This window comes from Rhizobium rhizogenes NBRC 13257 (genome assembly GCF_000696095.1).
GTDB classification, from domain to species: Bacteria; Pseudomonadota; Alphaproteobacteria; order Rhizobiales; family Rhizobiaceae; genus Rhizobium; species Rhizobium rhizogenes.
In genome coordinates this window covers 578,885-598,975 of the sequence record NZ_BAYX01000002.1, presented here as the reverse complement: position 1 = coordinate 598,975, position 20,091 = coordinate 578,885, and the positions used below count along the sequence as shown (strand labels likewise).

The window sequence follows — 20,091 nt, the reverse complement described above, 5'->3', positions numbered from 1 at the left end:
CCACAGGCTATCTCGCCCAGAGCGTGAGTCTATGATCCAAAAGCTCCGGAAATGATGTCCGGTTTACCGTTTAGCCGGTTCGCACTGTTGAGCTATTCCAAGGCAGTACTCTCGATCCTCGCAATAGCGCGTTCGCCCGCATCACTGTGAATTTAGTCGGAGCCGCAAAGGTAATCTATTCGGCAATGACCGCAATTGGCGCGTTCCGAACGAAGCGGCCGTCTGCCCTCGGCCCAAAGCAGCCGTCCTACATCACGTCAGGGAGGGCGCTGTCGTCAATGAAGAGCCGTCGATAAAGCTGAAGTCGCCCTTGTGGAGACGATAGAAGCCATCTTGAGGCACCGGCAATTCCAGCATTTCGCGCCTCGACAGACCTGAGTAGACACCTCTGACTATCCTGCCGAATAGCCCATGCGATATCGCCACGGTCGGACTTTGCGCGTCTGCAAGCCAAGCTTTCGCACGATCACACGCTTGATCGAAGGTCTCGCCATCAGTTGACCGAAAATACCAATCAAAGACGTCTGAGCCGTCAAGGACTCCTGGAAACTCGGAATCGATTTCAAATTTTGTCATTCCGTCCCATGATCCGACCGTCACCTCCATCAGGCGGGAATCTTCCCTGCTTGCGAGAGGTAGCACATGACTGATCCTTTTTGCTGTCTCGCGAGTTCTTCCCAGCGGACTCACTTGCATTTCGAATGACTGAGAGTCGTCAGAAAGCTCACGGGAAAGAATGTTAGCAACAAAATCAGCCTGTTCGAGGCCATAGTCCGTTAGCGGCGAGTCCATTTGGCCTTGAAATCGTCCGAGTGTATTCCAGACGGTTTCGCCATGTCGCAATAGATAAATCATCGAGCCGCCTACAATGCTCCCAAACAAGATATTCTGACAATATCGGGCTCTCGTTTGATCCAGTTGGATGACAGTCTGATGACTGGTATTGGCGCGAAACCGCCGTGGCGTTCGTTAGCCCTCGACCCTAAGCGGTTACCGCGCAAACCAAGGTGGTGACTTTGAGCAACAACGAACAGGCCCAATCCGTTGATGCTCCGAGTATCGTTCGTCGCTTCACACCGTTGTCATCTGCAAGACATAGCCATTCGCCCGTGTTTTCAATTCGGAGAGGTTCTACAGTTGGCACAGCATCGCCCGCGCATCGTAGTTGTCGGCGCAGGGATAATCGTAAGCGATGTTTTCAGGCCACCGCTATGAGATTGCGGCAGTAGCTTTGAATTCTGTGGACATGCTGATTGCCTTGCCCCACCCCGTTTCATAAATTGAGATTTTTCCACCGGAAATGTATTGAACGTCAATGAGCTATCCAGGACGGAGACTTCCTTTCGCGGTTGAATTTGGGGCTCATGCAGAGCCTCCTCCGCTCAATGTCTCTCATCTATCAGAGGGTCGCATCGTCCTCACGGGGGGTAGACGGATATCGGGCACGCATGAACTCCGGCAAGAAATTGCCTTTGTTGACGAAGGCAAGCTCTGGGAGAACGCGGACCTGTATTCCAAGCTGATTGATCTCAATTCGAGGGGAGTTCCGTTTCAATATCAACCAAAAGAAATGGAATCTCCTGATATCCTGATGGTCTGGTGGCAAGACATCGGAAGGCTCAAAGTACGCTTCAAGGAGATTTCTTGGCGTAATCCAGATGAATGGCTCATCACAACAATCGAGCCTCCGGTCATCGGGACCCATGGTTGGGCCGGTCCCAAACCTTTTGGATGTTGATTTAATCAATCGCCTCGCCCGCGAAGCCGACGACCCGTGCAACCTACTTTCGGGCCATGACCTTGGAGTTATGCATTACGGGGCAGTTCCAGGGAAGCAGATCATCGATCCGCCTCTGTTTATGGCCATTGACGATGGCAGTGAGCGTGCTGGTCATGTAGGTTAGGGGATCGACGGCATTGAGCTTACACGTCTCGATCAGCGAGGCGATGATCCCCCAGTTCTCTGCTCCGGCGTCGTGTCCGGCAAAAAGCGCATTCTTCCGATTGAGAGCAATTGGCCTGATGGTCCGTTCAACGGTATTGTTATCGATCTCGATACGACCATCGGTCAGGAAGCTGCAAAGGCCATCCCAATATTTGGCGATATAGGCGAGCGCTTCGCCGAGCGGCGACTTACCAGCGACACGGGCACGATGCTGAGGGAGCCAAGTTCGCATGTCCGCAATCAATGGCGCTGATCGTTCCTGCCGGCGGACCAAGCGAGCTTCAGAGGAAAGACCACGTAACTCAGCCTCGATGCGATAGAGTTCACCAATCCGCTTCACGCCTTCTTCAGCAATCGGCGCTGAACCAGTGCGGGTGATCTCGACCAGCTTGCGACGAGCATGGGCCCAACAATAGGCGAGCTGAATGTCCGGGCCGACACGATCCAGTGCGATCAGCCGATTATATCCGGCATAGCCGTCCACCTGCAGGACGCCCGTAAACCCTTGCAATATCCGCTCGGCATGTTGACCGCCGCGACCGGGCGCATAGGTGAAGGCGACACCTGGCGGCGCACCTCCGCCCCACGGTCGGTCATCACGGGCCAGAGCCCAGAAGTATCCGGTTTTGGTTTTACGGGAGCCAGGATCGAGGACCGGCGCACGGGTCTCGTCCATGAACAGCTTGGTCGAGCGCTTCAGATCGGCGATCAGAGCGTCGAAAACAGGACGCAGTTCGAAAGCAGCCCGACCAACCCAATCGGCGAGTGTTGAGCGGTCGAGATCGATACCTTGGCGGCTCATGATCTGGGCCTGCCGATAGAGTGGTAGGTGATCGGCGTATTTGGACACCAGCACATGAGCGATGGTCGCCTCTGTCGGCAACCCGGCCTGGATCAATCGTGCAGGCGCGGGAGCCTGGGCAACGCCGTCGGTGCAGGCGCGGCAGGCATATTTGGGGCGACGGGTGACAATGACGCGGAACTGCGCCGGGATGACGTCCAGCCGCTCGGACACGTCCTCGCCAATGCAATGCAAGCCTCCGCCGCAGGCGCAGATTAGGCTTTCCGGTTCGATGATCTCCTCGATACGAGGAAGATGGGCGGGAAGAGCGCCACGATTGGCAGCGCGTGGTTTGGGATGCGGCTTGCCAGAGGGGCTGTCCGCTTCGTCGACGACGATTTCTTTCGCTACCTTCTCTATTGCCCACGTCCCGATGGGCTCGACCAGCGGACCAGAAACGAACTGTCCTATCTCCGCTCGCGGGCATTGAGGTTGGAGATCTTCGACTATGCCAGCGGCCTCCAGGTGAGGGACGACGTGCTGAATGGCTCTCCCACGCTCGCCGCGGGGATGTTCGTGGCCGACATCGAAGGATGCCCGAAGACCTTGGGCGAGGTCCATGCAGGCCTTTTGAAGACCGCCACGCCGCTCTCCTGGTTCATCGTTCGGCACATCCCCGGCGCCGAGTCTCACCTCCGTGGCAGGCTTTCGGATGGAACTGAGCTGCGACAGGGTATCGAGCTCCACAAGGAGAGCGATGACCTCGTTTCGATGATCGTGCGAGGCGACGAGGAAGTCGTCGAGATCATTTCCGAAAAGCTCGCGGAGCGCCGCTGGGCCTGGCGGTTGCTGCCCGCCGCGACGCTTACCATCACTATCTCGGCCGGTGAGCCGGCGGACCGGGACCGGCCGCGCTGGGATCGGGTCGACTGACACGGAAAGGACTGACCGGAATCTGAGGTCTAGGAGCGAAAGTGAGTACCGGGAGTGGGCTCATCGTCGACGAACAACATGTGGTACGGCGGTTCGCTCGTTGAATCCTTCACGGGATACCATGCGATCGTCTCCGTGACGGCGGAACTCTCGTTGCGATCGGTTACATGCTCAGGCATGAAGTAGTTTCCATAGACGACCTGAAGCTGGCTGCTTCCCGGATCGAAATCTTTCATCTGCTCTCTGTTCAGACGATGGCGGAGACCATCGACGGTGTTCCCCCCGACCGCCTCATAGCCGACATGGATTGCCCCCGGTCGGTCGCCGGGCAATTGTTCGCATGCCCTGCCTACTATTCCTCGGAAATGCTGCGCTTTTCGTCTGGCGGACTCCTCCGAGCTCGTGCTCCATCCGACAAGGCTGACATGCTGGACGCTATTCGCATGAAAAGGCCTACCCTCTGCAGCCGTCCAGGCGCCGCCCAAGCTGTAGTCGACGTCGTGCTCATGGGCCCCTATCAACAATTCGATCATTCGACTGCTGCCGAAGCTTATGTCGTCGACCCGGAGAACTTGCCGAAGGCCTTTCCATTGGACGTCGCTGACGACGCCGAAGCCGCCTTCGTCTGACCAACTGTAACTTCCCGGTCTCCGCATGAAGCGAAGCGCCTTTTCTTCCAGGTACGACGGATCGAGGTTCGCAACCTCGTCCTCGAACACCGCCATGATTTGCATGGATCGGTTTTTTCGAAGCGACAGGGCGTGCACGGCGTCCGCCAGTCGATGTCCGGCATCACGTTCCTTCCGCGCGTACTCCGACCGGCCGGCACGTTTGCATTCGACCGCCCAGCTCGATCGTGACTTTTCAACAATTAGATCCTGCTGCTTCTGAAGACCCGGCTTTTCAGGAACGAAGGAGACATCCCATCCACGCGTGGAATACGCGGCAGCAACGAGCAGTTCGTAGAAACCGTCGTCGGGCTGCATCCGTCCGTCATTCATCAGTCGCGCGACCCTATCTTCGACGCCGACAACCTTCTGCAGATCGTCCAGCACCATTCCTATCCGCCGAAACAGCGGAGCGATACGATATGCCTCGGGTTCAAACAGTTCGGATCGGAGCCGGTGATCGCCGTAGGTCGCCGCTTGTTGTGCATACCAGGCGATGCCGTCGGCAGGATCGTAAAGCGGAACGCGAACGCCAGACGCCCAGCTCCTCTTCGCCGTTTCGAAGAACGTCTCCGTGTGCTCTTTACGCCGCTCCCAGTCCGCCGATGCGACGAAGGAAGTCATCCAATCGAGTGCAGCCAGGACATGGGGGTCGTCCCAGTCCTGTCCATGACGCTGTGCTGTCCAAAGAACATTTCGAGCCATCCGCATCCTCCCGCGCGATAGCGATGAGCTCATCGCAGAATGCAACGGAAGAGGCAATGGGTCCGACGCCTAGTAAGGACTGGCAAAGGTCATCGGGCGCTTCTCACTAAGGATTCGCCGACAACTGGCGGTTAAGCTTTCACCTGTATAATAAGGTGCATTCAAGTATCACAGAAGCGCCAGAGTGAGATGCAGCCACTCACATCCCAGAACATCGAATCCGAACTCAGCTACGCGTATCTCCACGCCGTCGCGAGTGCAGCAGGCATGGCATGCGAGAGTTGCGGACGTCACGAGGACAATGCCGGCGCCGACGCGCGCATCGTCGCCTGGGCGCCGTTTCAGAATGGTGGCTACAAGACCGAAGTCGAGTTGAAGATACAGCTCAAGGCTACGATTAGGCCGCCGAGTATGGTTGGCGAATCCTTCGCCTACGCGTTCAAGGGCATCCGGCGGTACGACGACCTTCGAGCGGAATCGTTGACCATTCCGCGGATTTTGGTCGTCCTGTTTCTGCCGCCGGAGAGCACCGACTGGCTTCACCACAGCGAGGACGCATTGCTGTTGCGTAAGTGCGCCTACTGGGTGAGTCTCAGAGGGGCGCGGCCGTCGGCGAACGACACTACGCAGACGATCTATATCCCGAAGGCTCAAAGGTTCGACGTCGATGGTCTTGCAAAGCTTATGGCAGACTTGTCACGGGACGTGATACCTTCCTATCCATCGGCGAAAGGGGAAGAGGAATGAGTGCCGGGAAGTTCATACCGCCCATCGATCTTCGAGACTTCCTGAAGGCGGGCGGCTGGAGCGTTCTCAAGGAGGGATTGGATCATCGGCAATACGTGCTCGATCATCCGGAATATCCACGCAGGCAGCTCATCTATCCTATGGACACCTCGGCGCCGGACTATGTCGAGGCAGTCGAGCGCGTCGTCGAGAAGCTGGCCGACATTTCGAGACGTAGCGTGCGAAGCATCTATTCCGCATTGTCCAGCCTTCATGAGGACGTGCTCAAGCTGAGGGTCTTCTTCGACGGCGACGACCGATCGCTTCCATTGCCTTTTGCCTCGACGCTTGTCGCAAACACGGAGAAGCTCCTGAAGGCCGGCGCCTGCACGGTGCTGCAGCCGAGGATCAGCCATCCGAAACTGTCGCTCGCCGAAGCCGTTCAGTTCATCGACCATTCCAAGTTCGGGCAGACGGAGGAAGGTAGCTTCATACTGAGCGTGTCCTGCGCGATCAACGCGCTTGATGCGCAAGGCAAGCTTCAGTTCGACGAAAAGGACGCCCCATTCGTACGGCAGGTGACCATCTCCCTTCAGAACGCGATGACGCAGCTCGTCAAAGCGATCGAGGCCGATACCCTTGATTCACTTGTAGAGGAATTGCGCGCCTCCTCCTCGCCTATAATTTCCGCGAACCTCTGCGACGCCCTTGCGGGCATGCACGACGAACACATAAACAATGCCCTCGACGTGGGGTTTGTCTGGTCGCCGAAACGCCCTACCCTTGCAAGGGGCAATGCCGGCCCGATCCGTTTGCAGCGCGACTACTTCTCCCGAATCGAAGACGTTCGTCGTGCGCTGAAGGCGGATGATGACGACGAGGAGGATTCTTTCATCGGCACGGTCGAGCGGATGGAAGGCGTGATGGGCGCGGACGGCAGGCGTGCCGGACCGGTGATGCTGGCGCTGCTCCTGCCGGACGGCGAGACCGTCAGAGCTCGGGTCGATCTGAACGCAGAGGACTATCTGAAGGCAAATGCGGCCCACCTCAAGCACGGCTCCTACGTACGCCTGAGTGGTCGGCTTCGGCAAGGTCGCCAGCCCCGACAGCTCGCCAACGTAGAAAAATTTGAATGGTTGTCCGCGGGCCAGCCTGCCTCGCTGCCGCAAGAAACCTAGGCAGTGTCTCAATCCTCGATCATCGAGACAGGGAGATATTCATGAAAATCGCTTGCTTGGGCTGGGGGTCGCTTGTCTGGGATCCAAGGGAACTGCCCCTCAGATCGGAATGGCTGCCCGACGGCCAGACGATCCGGGTCGAGTTCGTCCGCCAGTCAGGAAAGGAGTTCGGGCGCATCACTCTGGTGATCGTGCCGACTGCCGAGCCGGTCGTTTCCAAATGGGCCGAAATGAATTCGGACGACCCGGACGAAGCGGCCGAGATGCTCCGGCTTAGGGAGGGCAAGCCGCATCGCCACCATATCGGACAATGGCGCGTCGGGCAGGATGATCCCGCGGTGTTACCCGGCCTTTCCGGATGGGCGGGGGATCGAGGCGTCGACGCAGTGATCTGGACCGCCCTACCCCCAAAGTTCCACGGGGAGGAAGGGCGAATACCTTCCGTCGAGGAGGTGGCGACTTATCTGAACAGCTTGCCGGAAGAGCGTCGTGCCGAAGCGGTCGCATATATCCGCAATGCGCCTGTGCAGATTAACACCGCCTATCGCCGAGAACTGGCGATTCTGGTACCAGCGACGGCGCTCTGAAATCGGGACAATGCCACGATGGAACGACCTCCCCAAAGATCGCCTCAGAGCTGTTGCCTTACAGCCTTCATGACCTTTCCTACTCGGTCCCTTCTCGATCACGACATAGATGAGGTCATCAAGCGCAAGCATGCAGACAAGACCTCCTGCGGACTCGATGATCGCCGGCCTCCCTTCGGATGCGCACGTCGAAATAACGAAGAGCCGACGCCGCGCCTTACGGAGTCGAAGCGTGACCGTGCTTCGAGGATCCCCGACGTCGAGAAGAAGGTCAACAAGCGTCGCATTGCTTAATTCCTTCTCGAAGCTCAAGGTCCGCAGAAGTTGCGGCATTCGCAGACACAGGCGGGAAGCCGGCCTGATACTAGCGGCGGGGCTTCGCAAACCTCATCTCGACGAACGCTCTTGATCCGCCGCTCGCTAGATCTGGCAGCGCCGATAGGGCATCTCTGACAAAGGCCTTTATGTCTGCTTCGACTTCGGCCACGCGATTTAGTTCACACTCCAGGATCGTCGGTGACGAGCCGGTCATCCGGTATCTCGTTCCCCCAAGCCTGTCCTGCCTCAGGAAGGCTGAACATCCCTGACCGGACGAAGGTCAGGCTCCATCAGCGTAATGCCTACAACTACGGACAACTGGGCGTTCGATGTCGCTCGGGTAGACTTAACTACGTGGAACTGCAATGCCGACACCCGCGCATTGGCGTTCACGACCTCTTGGTAAAACACTTCGATGGAAGCAAGCTGGATGAAAACGCGCGCCCCTATGGGCAACCGCTGCCCACTCGTCGACGTTTTGACCCAAGCGCGGACCGCACCTTCGACGCTGAGGGCTTCAGCGCCGGCTTTAGCTTGATCTGCGACGAACGTGTACAGCATCTCAAGAGCTGCATTCCGCAACGCCGTAGAGCGTGCTTTTTCCTCACGCGCGACAGAGCGAGATCGCTCTTCCTCCGCTATCTTCGCAACAGCACGGTTCCGCACCTCGTAACCTGCCGGCGAAAGCGCCAGGGGCGTGTCAGGCGCGCGTAAGCGTTGAAGCCGGGCGAGAACCACGTCCATCGTCTTAAGCCGCTGTTCCAATGGGCAGATCATCTGAGTTAGTAGAAGCCGAAGTCCCTCCAGTCCCGTGCCCGCGATGGGCTTCGCAAACTTCTCATCATCCAGGTTCTCACGGGGTAAGCGGATACCTCCCGAAAAAAAGGAAATAGATCACCTTGCCAAGCGAATAGATGTCGGCAGCGGGCGTGGCGTCCAGATGACCGTCCCTTTCCTGCTCTGGTGCCATAAAGAGCGTCGGGCCGACGACCTCACTGTCCGGAGTATAGTGCGCTCGCCCGTCGTCTATGAGACAGATTCCGAAGTCAGATATCCAAACGTGATCGCCATCACCGGAACGAAGGATGTTCTCCGGCTTGACGTCGCGATGAATGATCTTCTTTTCATGAGCTGCATTCAACGCCTGGGCGATCTGGATAGCCACGTGCAACACCCGCCCAAGATCCGATAAAAATTCGGCGGCAATCCGACCGATATCGCCTGCCTTGGCAAGGGGCATGACAAGATAACGCTTTTCGTCATCAGCTTCTGCTTCCACGTCCAGTGCGGAGTGGTCGATGAGCGGGATGACGTTTTTATGGGACAGCGCCTTGATCGCCTCTACCTCGCTTCTAAAGCGATCGGCGCGCTTGGGGTTCAGGATGCGCTTGAGCGCATAGGGTCCGGCGTCCTCGTCGGTAAGATCAATGACAGTGTACACCCGTGCCTGCCCTCCTTGGCCCAGGTCGCCTTCAATTCCTTGCCAACGCTTGCCATACACCCTTGCCATGAATTCCGTTCCACTCGTACGAATCGAACCCTTTCGACCACCTGCGATCATCAGAAAGGGCAATGCGAACGGCCACCACGGCGAGGGTTCAACGTCCACGAAAGGGACAAGACGAAAAAGCCTGTGGCTCTCGCGGGTTTGAAAATTGTGGCAATTGCTGCCTAATACCTTTCAAATTTATGCGATTGCGTGGCGAACAAACCTGTGCCCTTTTTGATCGATGATGTCTGCCACTGGGCCGGCAGAAGTTCCACAGGCCGACTTCAAGGCGCCGTTGAGAAATTCGCAAGCGACAGCGTCTGAGATGAGCACCGAGGTGGTTAGTGCAGGACGTTCGACATAGGAGCCGAGGCGGGCGTCGCGGAATGGACGGGTCCATACCGTCGCCTCCGGCCACCGTTCCAGGACTTTCGCGAGTACTACCGGGATCAACTTAGGTCGCGGGGGAAAACACACACACAAAGCCTGAGCCTCCAACACTGTGCATCTCGCTTCGCCCGCAGCGACAGGGTGGAAACAGGATCGCTCGGGTTGTCAACTCCTGATTTCCGCGCGGGGTCAGCCGGGAGCGGCAGCACCCAGGTACAGGAAGACCGATTTACTATTTAAAAGCATTTGGCGGATAGGTAGGACGTCGACAAACTTGGTCCGACCTCCAATGCCCATCGATAACCAAGAGCGAATAGAACTTTTCGACTTGTTGAGGGACCAGGAAGCTCTCGAGCAATATGGCTTGGAAATGGTGCGCCGTGATTACCCCGGCGCGAACGCCGCCGAATTGTCGGAGCAGGTGATGGTCCGTCATTTCCATGATTGGATGACACGAAGCCTCCATTTGGTTGATTACGTCGACTCCCCGATGGAGCAGGCGTTCATGGGGTCGATGATTATCCGGGCGATGACCACAAAGGCATTCGCAGTCGAGTTCAGGTCGACGACGGAGGATATCGAAGACGATATCAAGCGTGTCGAGTACCTAATCCAGCTTCGCTGGGATCTGAGCCGAGGCCATGAACTGGAAGTCGAAAGCATCCTGGAGGACGCGAACCACATGTCCGCCCCTGATCGCGCGGAATTCATTAGAGAGTTCGCATATTTTGATGATTTCGAAGCTTATTTGGACAAGCTGGTTTCTAAGGGTGAGCTATCGACAAAAGATCGCCGCGACGCCTTCGATCGCTTCCCTTTCTTTGTCTTTGACCACCACGTTTTTTGCTTCGTTCAGCCGATCATTCACTTCGGTGGGATCAGCTATCGGCCTGACTTCTTGATGTGGATGCCCAGCGTCCCAAATGTGAAGGTCGTCGTGGAGTGCGACGGCCGAGACTATCATATCGAGCCCGAGGTATTCGCGGCCGACCGGATACGGGATCGAAAGCTCGCCCTGAATGATTATTATGTTCTCCGCTACAGCGGCTCGGAAATTTTCCGCGATCCAAGTGAGGCGACCGCCGACCTACATCTACATTTGCTGAAGAAGCTTGCTGTACGCCGTTAGCGACAACTGCCACTCCGGGCGTGCCATTTCCACATTCCTTGATGGTGGGCCCGGCAGGACTTGAACCTGCAACCAGACCGTTATGAGCGGTCGGCTCTAACCAATTGAGCTACAGGCCCAGCAGACATTGAATAGAGAGCCGGGTGCGCCGCTTCAAGACGGCCACCCGAAAATCGACACCATTTCTGACGGTCGACGAATACGATCATCAGGTCGCCGTCCCATCGCGAATGGTCCGTTTAGGCCTTCAATTTCGGCCATCAGGAACTCCTCACATCTCAGAAACGAATTGTTAGCTGACATCCCATTATGAGTATGACCAAGTTCGATGGAGATGTTTCGATGCAATTTTTCAATGAAGGTACTGTGGAGATTGAGATCGACGGCGTCCTGGTCTTCGACGCCGTGGATGCCGAAGGCGGCCCGCTCGGCCTCTTTACGAGCCGAGCAGCCGCGCTGGGAGCTCAGCGCGAGGTAAACATCAAGAAACTCTTGCTAAAGAGTTCCCCGAATGAAGACGACCTCATTGAGGCGTATAGCTGCGAGATCGAATATGAAGACGGTAGTTCGGACACGCTCTTCGCAGTCTTGGAAAATGGTGAGTGGGTCGAAACGGAAGAACTCGAAGATGCATTGAAGGACGCCCAGACGGCATCAACCTGGTCCGTCTAGCGGGCTTCGATCCTCGCAAGCGCCTCCAGGTGTTTCGGATGCGTTGGGTTGAAATATGATCCAGAGCCATGCTCGGCCTCGTAGCTCTCCGCGGCAACCAACCAAGCAGCAGCGCTTCTCACAATTTTTGCGACTTCGGACTCAGCGGCCAGGTCATACTGGGAAAGAATTTGAACAACTTTCTCAGCACGGCGAACATAACCGACGTCCATACAGAACTGAAGGTGCTTGGCGTATGGCAGCATAAACGGATCCGCGACTCGCGTCGGAACCTGGGTGTTTTGTGTGCGAAAGAAAGCAGCGGTCGACATGGGTACCCCGATCCTCACAGTAAAATCTCGAGATTATTATTATCCTGCCGGCGCAACAATCCAAGTCGCCCAGCCAACACGCAGAATTACGACGGTGGACCGTCATCTACGACGCGGCTACCGCTAAACGCGGTCTATGCCGCGGCAGCAATTCCACCTTTTAAGGCCGCCAACGCCCCCGCATAGCGCTTCTCGTAATCCGCCATGATATCCACAAAAGCAGCCAGCAACGGCTCGAATTTGGTGAAATCAATCGTGGCTCGCTGGGGTGCGACGATCTTCGTAGCGAACTCGTTCTTGCCGTAATAGACGCTCTGATCGAACTTCTTGTTGCTGGGGTTGAAGGTTCGGCCATTTATCGTCTGAGCAAGTACCGTGGCATCGAAGAGGTCTTCGACCGCGACGTGGCCCGTGGTCTTTGGGATCGGTGCTAGATACAGGTTTTCGTACACATGGTAGAACGGGTCCATACCGCCAACCGCCGTTCCCAGGATGTTGCTGAGGTGAGCGAATATCTTCGCCGAGGCTGCGTCGTTGTCCACAACCATGATAACAGGATGCCGCGCGATGTGCTTAAAGGACGACGTGCGCGCTCGATACGAGCTCAGAAGCTTGTGCATCTCGTCCGTACCGCCCGACAAATCCTGGAACAGCGCGCTCCGCGTGTTGTAGTGAAAAAAGTCGACTGCCTCCGCAAGTGGTGACGATGGTTCGATCAGTGACGGAAATTTGCCGGCGAGGCGTTTTATGGCTGATCGAATGTAGATGTTATCGGTCTTCCCCTCTCCGATGATCCGGGGACGCAGAATGCCGTAGAAGGCCTGATAGTCTAAAAACTTCCCGTAGAGCGAACTGAAACCTGGCTGATCGGTTTTGAAAAATCCGGCGTTTTTCAGACTGCGCACCTGATGAATGAACCCCAGCATCCCGTCGACGGATTCGTTCTTAACGGGATCCCTGCCGGCACCGAGGCCCGAATGGGCGTATCCATGTACGAAGAGATGATGGCACATGGCGCGCACCTGCTTGTAGTATTCGTGGCGCACGTTGAGTTTCTGGTTGACGATCAACCCCGTCGTGTCCTGGCGGGAATCCCGACGTTGCATCCTCGACTTGTCGTGGTTGATTTTGAAGCCCGCCCGGTAAACCTCGCGAAGGATCTTGTCTCCTGCCACCCACTTGTCTTCGCTGCCTCGAACGAGTCTTGCCACGGCTTCTGGGAATTCTTTCTCGTTCGTGGAGAAGGTGATGTCGTCCGCGTAGCGAGTGTATGTGCACCTATGCGCGTTCGCCAGCTTGTTAAGCTTTAAGTCGAGCACGTGGGCGATGAGATTGGATATGACCGGTGAGCACGGACTGCCCTGTGGCAGCCTGTTGTTGTGGCAGGCGATCTGGGCGATGACAGCCGCGGTCTTTGGTGCAAGCTCGAAGTTTCTATCTTTCAGAAGAAAACCGTAGACGCGTCCGAAGTTTATCGAGTGAAAGAAGTCCTTCAGATCAATGTTGAAGACCCAGCGCTTGTTACGGTGGAGCGCCGCATTCGTCATAATAGAATATCCTGGCTTGAAGCCATGCGCCAGGACCCTCGCCTTGGTCGTGCGCTTGTTCTCCATCTCCGCTTCGATGCGCATCAGAAGATCGGCCAGGCGGGATTGGACCAGCTTCAGGCGAGAGTTGGGTGCTTCGATGAGCCGGCGTCCGCCGCCCTTTTTAAGGATCGAGAAGGTGGCGTAGGGATTTGACTGCCGATACCAGTAAAGCGAATGCGATAGGTACTCGCCTTTGAGCTTTAGCAGCCTTGCAAGCCGCGGGAGAGTCGTCGCGTTTCGTAGTGCACTGAGATCGGACATTGAGGCTTGCGGAAACTCGTTTGCCAAGTCATCGGACCATGGGTGAACAGTCCGTAAGGAATGCGTAGGGCAATGCCCCGCGCACTGGTATCAACTATCGCGAAACACAATAGCAGAATCTATCCGCAAGCCTTGATTGCACTAATTGTGATTCTGCCGTGTTGGTCAAGGCGCTTCTCCAAGATAAACCAGAGACTTCAGTGCAATGTTACGGCCGACCAAGATGCCTCGTGAACGAGTCCCCGCAGCGCCGCTCGCCCTCTCGAATTCGACAGGAACGGATCAAAGTGCCCTCCCTCAATCATCACCAGCTTCTTCGGCTCGAGGGCCCGCACTCGTAGGCCGCCAGCTCCAGGTCCGTCATCGTGATGTAGTCGTGAGAGGCCATTACCATCAGCAGCGGCGTCGGTGAGACCCTCGGGACCCACGCGCCGGGCTCGTACATGCGCGCCATTCGCGTCGAGCGGATCGTAACGTTGTTCGTCCAAAGACCCGGCCGGATTGCCTGCAGATAGAAGTCGACGGCGTCCTTCGCCCTGTACGAAGCCGCGACCGAAGGATCCGAGCTCACTATCGACTGTCAAAGCGGCTCCATTCCCGCTAGCTTCCCTCGCTCGTCCTCATTAAAGCGCGCTTCCATTGCGGCGACCGCCTCCCCCGGAACGCGGCGAAGGCCTGCCTCGTAATCGGAGATCGTGGGTACCTTACCAACACGAATCCTTAGGAACTGCCTTCCATTTGCCTCGGTTTGAAGCTCGCTCATGAACAGCGTCGACAGTTGCGAAAGAAACGCCACGGTCTCGGAGGTTATCGGTTTCAGCCGCTGTTCGATAATCTCTTCCGTATATTCGAGGTAGCGTGCCAGCGGAAAAGTGGTCTCGTTGACGCTGCCGATCGCGACGTTCCACTCATCAACGTTTCCGCTCATCAGCAGATTGTACAAGCCCAAGATCCTCCAGTTCAAACCGTTGTAGATCGCTCCATGATCTCAAGCAATTGCGTGATCGGCACAAATCTGCAGTTGCAAGCGATTTTAACGATTGGGTTGCCGGTCCAGCAATGAATGTCCCGATATGACACGTACCGATTTCATATGCGGGACGGTTTAGATGTCGGATTTGAAGAACGAGGCGCTGAAGAACGCCAAGAGGGCGATACGAAGCCTACAGCAGCAGATCTCCGACCGGCTGTTCAAGATGGCGGAGGAAGTCGAGGAGCTGCTAGGACATCTCTCTCCGAAGGAGGTCACGCATTTCCTCCACGCGGGATGCGAGATGGATCTCGTCGAGGCCGGCACCTTCGTCAAAGTCACAAAGACCCTGAAGGGCTCTGAAGAGATGCTGCGAGAAGCGCGGGTCCAGTTCCCGATGCTGAAAGCGCTCGCTGGCGCGGATGACGAAGCACGCAACGAAGCGCTCGCCCGCATGCGTGCTGGCGCGACGCTAGGGTCCAAGGACGTTTCCGCCCTTCGGACGTACTTCCGGAAGAATAAGCTCTCCTACGTTGCGCAGTGGACCAAAGCCGGTTTCAAGAAATCCTCGCTGATCGCCCGACGCCGGGCCACCCTTGCCGTCAACGACGTCGATCATCGGATTGCCGAGCTCATGGTCCTTCTCGACCAGCTTCACTCTCTCGGGACAAAGTTGGAAGGTCGGGAGGCACTTCACGAAAAGCTCCGAGCCAAGGCGCTTGAAACGCTGCCGCGTTTTGAAGCCGTGTTCGGTAGATACGATCAGTCCTTGAACGACATTCTTAAACAGCCAGTGACCAGCGATACACACCACGTCGCGCTTGCCCATGCCGCCATTCGCGCCCTGACAGAGGGGCCGCCTGGTGACAAGCACGGTTTCTTCGCACTCGACAACTCGACGCGCTTTACTGCGATCCTCACGGACGTCGTAGAGTGCCTTCACCCCATGACGAGTTCGATCCCGCCAAAATGGGAAGACGTCTTTCCTTCGAGGGGGAAGCCTCTGACAGAAATTCCTGTCCTGCGTCTCAAGGTCGTCGAACTCTGCGCGGGCGCCGGTGGGATGTCTGTCGGGCTCGAGGCGGCAGGTTTCGAGCCGGTCGCGCTCTTCGAGTTCGACAAGAATGCCGCAGCGACCCTGCGACAGAACCGACCTTTGTGGAATGTGGTCGAGGGCGACATCCGCAAGATCGATTTCACGCCATACCGCAAGGAGCGGATCGACCTGGTTGTCGGGGGGCCGCCCTGTCAGCCCTACTCGGTGGACGGCAAGGGCCTTGGAAAAAACGATCCTCGGGATTTGCTTCTTGAGTGCGCAAGAGTGGTTGACGAGATCCGACCGACCGCATTCGTTTTTGAGAATGTCGCGGGATTGCTGCACGCCCGCCATGCGGACCATGTCGGGAACTTCCTTAGGCACTTTAAGAGCTCTGGATACTCCATTCAAATCATTAGGATGGAAGCCGAGGACTATGGCCTTGCCCAGGAACGAACCCGAATCCTCTTCGTAGGCATGAAGAGTGACGCGATGGCAGCGTTTCGTGCGCCACCCACCTTTCCCGAGTGGCGTTCCAATCTGGGCGACGTCCTCGAAGATCTCATGGCGGCGAACGGGTGGAATGGAGCTAAAGCCTGGGCCGAGGCGCGCCGTAGCACGATCGTGGTCCGCGACGGCGTCGAGAGGCGCGGTCAACTTGCCTCCACGATCGTGGGTCGAAAGGGGGGCGCCCGCGAGAAGGAAGCGGTCCGCTGGGCTTCGAAGGGTCTGGACATCACTACCGTCGCCGACGCCGCGCCTACTCAGGAGCAGGCAGACAGGGCCGGCGACGCCTTCCTTCCGCAGCTCACGCTCCGGATGCGCGCCAGGCTGCAAGGATTCCCCGACTGGTGGACTTTCACCGGGGGCAAGGATTCGAGCGCCCGCCAGGTCGGAAATGCGGTCCCTCCCGTGATCGGTCAGGCGATCGGGCTCGCTGTTAGGTCTGCGCTGACCGGAAAGAACTTCGACTACTCGATAATCCTGCGAGAGCAGCCCTGTGCGGAGGACCCATTCCGACGTTGTGTTGTTGAAGCTCCGCCCATGGTGCCGTCTCTTCAATCGAAAGAGCTGTCACCGACTTAAGCGGTACGCAGTTAGGTAAAACCTCATGATCGACATGCAGCTAATTCTCCAGGTTCTCGGGCGGGACGCCCTCACGCATCTCCACAGAAAGTATGACGGCGCGGAAAACAGCGAGGTCGGCAGACGCTACGAACTGAGCAACGTCGCGTTCGAGATCCTCGATCGGGCACTCGCCTGCCTCCCAGAAGGGCGGCGTCGCGGCAATCCGGACGAAGTCCAAATACGCCAAGGCGGGAGAATCTTCGTCGACGACGTGGTTATCGAGCGTCCGTGGATCGAACAATACAATCGTTTTACTCGCTCCTTTTAGAGGCGGTCGCTCGACGCAGGCGATACTTCGACACATGCCCGAATCCATCGAGGCCACGCTTACCGGATGCGTCTTCCAGCCCGGCAGCACGTTTGGACCGTGACGATCGTCTTGATCACCCTGCGTCTCTGCCCATTACCTCCGCCAAGCTTGGCGGAGGGTCGGCCAGGATGTCCAGGAGATCAGCGAACGCGATCAAGCAGACTTCTCCTTCTCCGTGAACGTCGATAAACCGTGGCGTTCCGGAGAGCGCATCGACCGACATCGTCAGCAAAACTTTCCTAGCCTCTCGAACCGGCGCGGCGTCACCGCCGACGTCCTTCAGCACTTGGGCGATCATCCCTTTCCGGCCGGCGACCGCCTTGTTCTTCAGGCCCTTGACGACGAGCTTCCAGGAGGCGTCCCTCGGGTTCGTCATGGCGACGTCTCCTGCCGTTTCGTCGACAGCATCTGTTCCACTTCAGCCCCATCGAGACGACCCTTGGCAGCCAGTTGCGACGCCACCAGCTCAATGACATCGACATGCTCCTCGACGATGGCTCGCGCGCGCTTCCACTGCTTCAGAAGAACGTTCTCAACGCGTTCGCGCACGGCGGGAACCCGACGGCGAAGTTCCTCAAGCTCGACCGAAGAGCTTGCCCGGAAATAACCCAGCGTCTCCCCCATGCCGAGTTGAACCTCCATCAAGGTCGCGAGGTCCGTCGCGTGGTGGATATCAGACCCTTCGCCGCCCGATCCTTCATATGCCGATCCGAGAATGACTTCTTCCGCCAGCCGTCCTCCCAGCAGCATTGCGATCTGGTTTAAGAAGGTCTGCCTGTCACGCTCGACGTCACCGTCGAGAACAAAGTGAGTAAGTCCCGCGGCGACCCGTTTTCCGCGGATGTCGCTAGCGACAACCACGCTTTCCAACCGTCCGACGGCGACCTGAATACCGACAACAGCGTGACCGGCCTCGTGCACCGCCACGGTTCGCCGCCGCTCCCCTTCGATTTTCAGCGCGGGCGGAAGAAGAGCGAGAACCATGTCCGCAGTGATTTCGATCGCCTCCTTTCGCGAAGTTCTACGCACGTCGCGGCCAAGTTTTTCAAAGTCCGCGCCACTGAAACCGAGAGTGGCCAGAACGATACGTTCGATATCGCCCGCACGCATATCAGTGCGGATATATCGCCGGCACAACGACATTCGGGTTTCTGTGCTCGGCAAGAGAATTTCGAGGTGGCGATCTAGTCGACCGGCCCGCCGGAGTGCGGGGTCGATCTTTTCAGGGAAATTTGTGGCGCCCACCAACACGACGCCCTCGAGACGGTCGTGCCCATCGACGAGTTCCAGCAGGCCATTTACGACCTGCGTCGAGTACTGGACATGATCGCCCTTAAAACTGGCCCGGTCTCCAATGCTGTCGAGCTCGTCGAGAAAAAGGATGCACGGTTTCTTTGAGGCAGCCTCCTGAAAACTTTTCCGCATTGCCCCGAGCATGTCGCCCAAATGTCCCATCGACTGCCACCGGCTGACAGACGTCGCGACGATTTCGATTCCGCAGGTGCGAGCCAGCGCAGAGGCGAAAAGCGTCTTCCCCGATCCTGGCGGCCCACTGAGGAGAATACCTCGGTCGACCTCCGACCATGGGATCTCACCCCTGCCCCAAGCCCGGATATCCTCCGCCAACGCAAGTCCCCAGTCTCGTGCGTCGCCGTAGCCTTCGAGCTCGTCGAGGCCGGGGGCCGCGGGCGGCAAACCGGAGGCAGAACACGAAGCTTGAAGCCGCTTCAGGACTAACTCAGTAGGACGTCCGGCGCGCAATGCGGCGAACATGCAATGAAGAGGGTATTCAAGAAGCTTGACCGCCTCGCTGATGTCCAGCGTCTGCCCCTCGACTTGCTTGACGGCGGAAACGAGATGATATGCTCGGACTGGATGGACGTCGACAATTCTGTCCGCTGCCGCAATGATATACGTAGGCACCGTCAAGCTGGCGGGCCACAGAACGATGAGCGGACGGCCGAGATCGAGAGCGTCGTCCAGCTTTTCAACGTCAAGAACGCCCCTCCGCGTGACGTCAGCTCTCAAAAGCAGGAAGCCAGCAAGTTCGGGGGCGCCTTTGATCAGCAGCCCAGCCGCGGTTTCGTAACCTCTTTCGTCCGCCTGCAAAGGCAATCTCACGATGACGACCGTTTGCCGGAAGTTCGCTCCTTTCACGAAGGCGCCCCCGAGCCTCATCGCGGCCTTCAGGGCGATTCCATAGGTCGCGGAAGCGATGGTCATGGTGGTAGTGCGTCGCCGGTTCATCGCACCACCTCGTTGCTAGAGCGACGGATCAAGGTGTCCGGCCCGATCGGCGCTTCGTCGAGATCGATAGAGATGAACCTATGCAGCGTCATCCATGCGATCGCTGTCAGAGGCGGCACCTCCCGAAAGAGGCTGAACGTTTCGCCGATCATCATGGACCCGGCCTCGTCCAGGGCGGCTAGCAGTCTCACGCGATCGTTAAGAGGCGTGCGATGCCTTCCATAGCGCAGCAAGTCCTTCGCATTCTGAAGCCGATGTCCGGAATAGATTTCGCCCAAAGTGACGAAACGGTGCCGTCGCCTCATGCATGCGATCGTCTCCGTCACCGCGGGGTCTCCGAAGAACTCGACTACGTCAAGGAACTCGCGCGTTCCGTCGAAATGATCGACCATAAAATCGACCACGTGTACGCGATCCTCGACGTGGACGCCGAAGCACAGGCAGGACCAGGCGATGACCGTGTCGTCCACGTCCAAAAGGCAGCCAAGATCGCGCGCGATCTGGTTCCTGAAGGCTGGTCGATCGGGGCAGCGGACTGTGGCTAGTGGAAAGAAAATGTTCAGTGACGCTTCACGAAAGGCCGCGTCGAGAATGGAGTGGTCAGCAGCAAGCTTTTCCATGTTCGAAAATCCAACACACGATGATACCGGCCGCAGGAGCGGCGTTCAGTGTCAACGGATCGTGGATATTCGAAGATTGTGTCCCATATCGGAACATA

19 protein-coding genes, 1 tRNA gene and 1 pseudogene are annotated in these 20,091 nt (G+C 57.5%); 9 read left to right on the top strand and 12 right to left on the bottom strand.

Features of this window, described 5'->3' with window-relative positions; all coding sequences use genetic code 11:
- Window positions 1-252: 252 nt before the first annotated feature.
- The gene (locus tag RRH01S_RS06970; RefSeq protein WP_042470447.1) at window positions 253-855 is read right to left on the bottom strand and encodes a histidine phosphatase family protein; all 603 of its coding nucleotides are present in this window, start codon (window positions 853-855) and stop codon (window positions 253-255) included.
- A 460-nt stretch (window positions 856-1,315) separates the two neighbouring features.
- On the opposite strand from RRH01S_RS06970, the gene RRH01S_RS06965 reads away from it, so the two are divergent.
- Window positions 1,316-1,738: a hypothetical protein gene (locus RRH01S_RS06965; protein ID WP_042470444.1), complete on the top strand. Its 423-nt coding sequence runs from the start codon at window positions 1,316-1,318 to the stop codon at window positions 1,736-1,738.
- A 43-nt stretch (window positions 1,739-1,781) separates the two neighbouring features.
- Here the strand turns inward: RRH01S_RS06965 and tnpC are convergent.
- A pseudogene (gene tnpC / locus RRH01S_RS06960) lies at window positions 1,782-3,083 on the bottom strand (IS66 family transposase); the annotation flags it as partial.
- On the opposite strand from tnpC, the gene RRH01S_RS34340 reads away from it, so the two are divergent.
- Window positions 3,042-3,659 (top strand): hypothetical protein, encoded by a 618-nt coding sequence (locus tag RRH01S_RS34340; protein ID WP_165586799.1) that lies wholly within the window; start codon window positions 3,042-3,044, stop codon window positions 3,657-3,659. The pseudogene tnpC and the gene RRH01S_RS34340 sit on opposite strands and share 42 nt — an antisense overlap.
- Window positions 3,660-3,688: 29 nt before the next feature.
- Here the strand turns inward: RRH01S_RS34340 and RRH01S_RS06950 are convergent, their stop codons facing one another.
- Entirely contained in the window at window positions 3,689-5,032 is a 1,344-nt protein-coding gene (locus RRH01S_RS06950; RefSeq protein WP_042470439.1) for a hypothetical protein, read from the bottom strand.
- Between the two features lie 189 nt (window positions 5,033-5,221).
- Here RRH01S_RS06950 and RRH01S_RS06945 point away from each other — a divergent pair, with 189 nt between their 5' ends.
- Genes RRH01S_RS06945 through RRH01S_RS06935 form a run of 3 tightly spaced genes read left to right on the top strand, consistent with a single transcriptional unit; the run spans window position 5,222 to window position 7,523 of the window.
- Complete coding sequence (locus RRH01S_RS06945) at window positions 5,222-5,779, top strand: DUF4365 domain-containing protein (protein ID WP_042470436.1); 558 nt, start codon at window positions 5,222-5,224, stop codon at window positions 5,777-5,779.
- Window positions 5,776-6,936, top strand: coding sequence for a hypothetical protein (locus RRH01S_RS06940; protein WP_042470433.1), 1,161 nt, complete (start codon window positions 5,776-5,778; stop codon window positions 6,934-6,936). Before RRH01S_RS06945 ends, RRH01S_RS06940 begins: the two co-directional genes overlap by 4 nt.
- A 41-nt stretch (window positions 6,937-6,977) precedes the next feature.
- The gene (locus tag RRH01S_RS06935) at window positions 6,978-7,523 is read left to right on the top strand and encodes a hypothetical protein (protein WP_042470430.1); all 546 of its coding nucleotides are present in this window, start codon (window positions 6,978-6,980) and stop codon (window positions 7,521-7,523) included.
- A gap of 564 nt (window positions 7,524-8,087) precedes the next feature.
- Here RRH01S_RS06935 and RRH01S_RS06925 read toward each other — a convergent pair.
- A complete protein-coding gene (locus RRH01S_RS06925) occupies window positions 8,088-8,585 on the bottom strand; it encodes a hypothetical protein (protein WP_131597824.1) in 498 nt (165 codons plus the stop codon).
- A gap of 109 nt (window positions 8,586-8,694) precedes the next feature.
- Complete coding sequence (locus RRH01S_RS06920; RefSeq protein WP_161600001.1) at window positions 8,695-9,351, bottom strand: serine/threonine-protein kinase; 657 nt, start codon at window positions 9,349-9,351, stop codon at window positions 8,695-8,697.
- A gap of 658 nt (window positions 9,352-10,009) precedes the next feature.
- Here RRH01S_RS06920 and RRH01S_RS06915 point away from each other — a divergent pair.
- Window positions 10,010-10,849, top strand: coding sequence for a DUF559 domain-containing protein (locus RRH01S_RS06915; protein WP_042470416.1), 840 nt, complete (start codon window positions 10,010-10,012; stop codon window positions 10,847-10,849).
- A gap of 42 nt (window positions 10,850-10,891) precedes the next feature.
- Here the strand turns inward: RRH01S_RS06915 and RRH01S_RS06910 are convergent.
- Window positions 10,892-10,968: transfer RNA gene (locus tag RRH01S_RS06910), tRNA-Ile, on the bottom strand.
- 223 nt (window positions 10,969-11,191) lie between these two features.
- Between RRH01S_RS06910 and RRH01S_RS06905 the strand changes: the two genes are divergently transcribed.
- Window positions 11,192-11,521: a hypothetical protein gene (locus RRH01S_RS06905; RefSeq protein ID WP_131597820.1), complete on the top strand. Its 330-nt coding sequence runs from the start codon at window positions 11,192-11,194 to the stop codon at window positions 11,519-11,521.
- On the opposite strand, the gene RRH01S_RS06900 is transcribed toward RRH01S_RS06905, so the two are convergent.
- The 3 genes from RRH01S_RS06900 to RRH01S_RS34765 form a co-directional block, all read right to left on the bottom strand.
- The gene (locus RRH01S_RS06900) at window positions 11,518-11,832 is read right to left on the bottom strand and encodes a hypothetical protein (RefSeq protein WP_042470413.1); all 315 of its coding nucleotides are present in this window, start codon (window positions 11,830-11,832) and stop codon (window positions 11,518-11,520) included. The two genes, RRH01S_RS06905 and RRH01S_RS06900, sit on opposite strands and share 4 nt — an antisense overlap.
- Before the next feature lie 134 nt (window positions 11,833-11,966).
- Entirely contained in the window at window positions 11,967-13,682 is a 1,716-nt protein-coding gene (locus RRH01S_RS06895; RefSeq protein ID WP_042470410.1) for a retron Ec67 family RNA-directed DNA polymerase/endonuclease, read from the bottom strand.
- A 580-nt stretch (window positions 13,683-14,262) separates the two neighbouring features.
- Window positions 14,263-14,625: a hypothetical protein gene (locus RRH01S_RS34765; protein WP_052365183.1), complete on the bottom strand. Its 363-nt coding sequence runs from the start codon at window positions 14,623-14,625 to the stop codon at window positions 14,263-14,265.
- Window positions 14,626-14,791: 166 nt separating this feature from the next.
- On the opposite strand from RRH01S_RS34765, the gene RRH01S_RS33125 reads away from it, so the two are divergent.
- Together RRH01S_RS33125 and RRH01S_RS34160 are read left to right on the top strand one after the other, a co-directional pair.
- Entirely contained in the window at window positions 14,792-16,774 is a 1,983-nt protein-coding gene (locus RRH01S_RS33125) for a DNA cytosine methyltransferase (RefSeq protein ID WP_052365181.1), read from the top strand.
- Window positions 16,775-16,799: 25 nt separating this feature from the next.
- Window positions 16,800-17,084: a hypothetical protein gene (locus tag RRH01S_RS34160; protein WP_131597818.1), complete on the top strand. Its 285-nt coding sequence runs from the start codon at window positions 16,800-16,802 to the stop codon at window positions 17,082-17,084.
- Window positions 17,085-17,199: 115 nt separating this feature from the next.
- Here the strand turns inward: RRH01S_RS34160 and RRH01S_RS06875 are convergent, their stop codons facing one another.
- From RRH01S_RS06875 to RRH01S_RS06865, 3 genes are read right to left on the bottom strand one after another with little or no spacing between them, the layout of a single operon-like run.
- The gene (locus tag RRH01S_RS06875; protein ID WP_042470406.1) at window positions 17,200-17,502 is read right to left on the bottom strand and encodes a hypothetical protein; all 303 of its coding nucleotides are present in this window, start codon (window positions 17,500-17,502) and stop codon (window positions 17,200-17,202) included.
- Window positions 17,499-19,349, bottom strand: coding sequence for an AAA family ATPase (locus tag RRH01S_RS06870; RefSeq protein WP_234711656.1), 1,851 nt, complete (start codon window positions 19,347-19,349; stop codon window positions 17,499-17,501). The genes RRH01S_RS06875 and RRH01S_RS06870 overlap by 4 nt, the downstream gene beginning before the upstream one ends.
- Before the next feature lie 20 nt (window positions 19,350-19,369).
- Complete coding sequence (locus RRH01S_RS06865; protein WP_042470402.1) at window positions 19,370-19,993, bottom strand: hypothetical protein; 624 nt, start codon at window positions 19,991-19,993, stop codon at window positions 19,370-19,372.
- Window positions 19,994-20,091: the final 98 nt, after the last annotated feature.

Excerpts from the sequence above, each read along its gene's own strand:
- RRH01S_RS06965 (WP_042470444.1), top strand. The coding sequence starts at position 1,316 with ATGAGCTATCCAGGACGGAGACTTCCTTTCGCGGTTGAATTTGGGGCT.
- RRH01S_RS06950 (WP_042470439.1), bottom strand. The coding sequence starts at position 5,032 with ATGGCTCGAAATGTTCTTTGGACAGCACAGCGTCATGGACAGGACTGG.
- RRH01S_RS06865 (WP_042470402.1), bottom strand. The coding sequence starts at position 19,993 with ATGGAAAAGCTTGCTGCTGACCACTCCATTCTCGACGCGGCCTTTCGT.
- RRH01S_RS06875 (WP_042470406.1), bottom strand. The coding sequence starts at position 17,502 with ATGACGAACCCGAGGGACGCCTCCTGGAAGCTCGTCGTCAAGGGCCTG.
- RRH01S_RS06925 (WP_131597824.1), bottom strand. The coding sequence starts at position 8,585 with ATGGACGTGGTTCTCGCCCGGCTTCAACGCTTACGCGCGCCTGACACG.
- RRH01S_RS06970 (WP_042470447.1), bottom strand. The coding sequence starts at position 855 with ATGATTTATCTATTGCGACATGGCGAAACCGTCTGGAATACACTCGGA.
- RRH01S_RS34160 (WP_131597818.1), top strand. The coding sequence starts at position 16,800 with ATGATCGACATGCAGCTAATTCTCCAGGTTCTCGGGCGGGACGCCCTC.
- RRH01S_RS06870 (WP_234711656.1), bottom strand. The coding sequence starts at position 19,349 with ATGACCATCGCTTCCGCGACCTATGGAATCGCCCTGAAGGCCGCGATG.
- RRH01S_RS33125 (WP_052365181.1), top strand. The coding sequence starts at position 14,792 with ATGTCGGATTTGAAGAACGAGGCGCTGAAGAACGCCAAGAGGGCGATA.
- RRH01S_RS06900 (WP_042470413.1), bottom strand. The coding sequence starts at position 11,832 with ATGTCGACCGCTGCTTTCTTTCGCACACAAAACACCCAGGTTCCGACG.
- RRH01S_RS06915 (WP_042470416.1), top strand. The coding sequence starts at position 10,010 with ATGCCCATCGATAACCAAGAGCGAATAGAACTTTTCGACTTGTTGAGG.
- RRH01S_RS34340 (WP_165586799.1), top strand. The coding sequence starts at position 3,042 with ATGGGCGGGAAGAGCGCCACGATTGGCAGCGCGTGGTTTGGGATGCGG.
- RRH01S_RS06895 (WP_042470410.1), bottom strand. The coding sequence starts at position 13,682 with ATGTCCGATCTCAGTGCACTACGAAACGCGACGACTCTCCCGCGGCTT.
- RRH01S_RS06920 (WP_161600001.1), bottom strand. The coding sequence starts at position 9,351 with ATGGCAAGGGTGTATGGCAAGCGTTGGCAAGGAATTGAAGGCGACCTG.
- RRH01S_RS06905 (WP_131597820.1), top strand. The coding sequence starts at position 11,192 with ATGCAATTTTTCAATGAAGGTACTGTGGAGATTGAGATCGACGGCGTC.
- RRH01S_RS06935 (WP_042470430.1), top strand. The coding sequence starts at position 6,978 with ATGAAAATCGCTTGCTTGGGCTGGGGGTCGCTTGTCTGGGATCCAAGG.
- RRH01S_RS06945 (WP_042470436.1), top strand. The coding sequence starts at position 5,222 with ATGCAGCCACTCACATCCCAGAACATCGAATCCGAACTCAGCTACGCG.
- RRH01S_RS06940 (WP_042470433.1), top strand. The coding sequence starts at position 5,776 with ATGAGTGCCGGGAAGTTCATACCGCCCATCGATCTTCGAGACTTCCTG.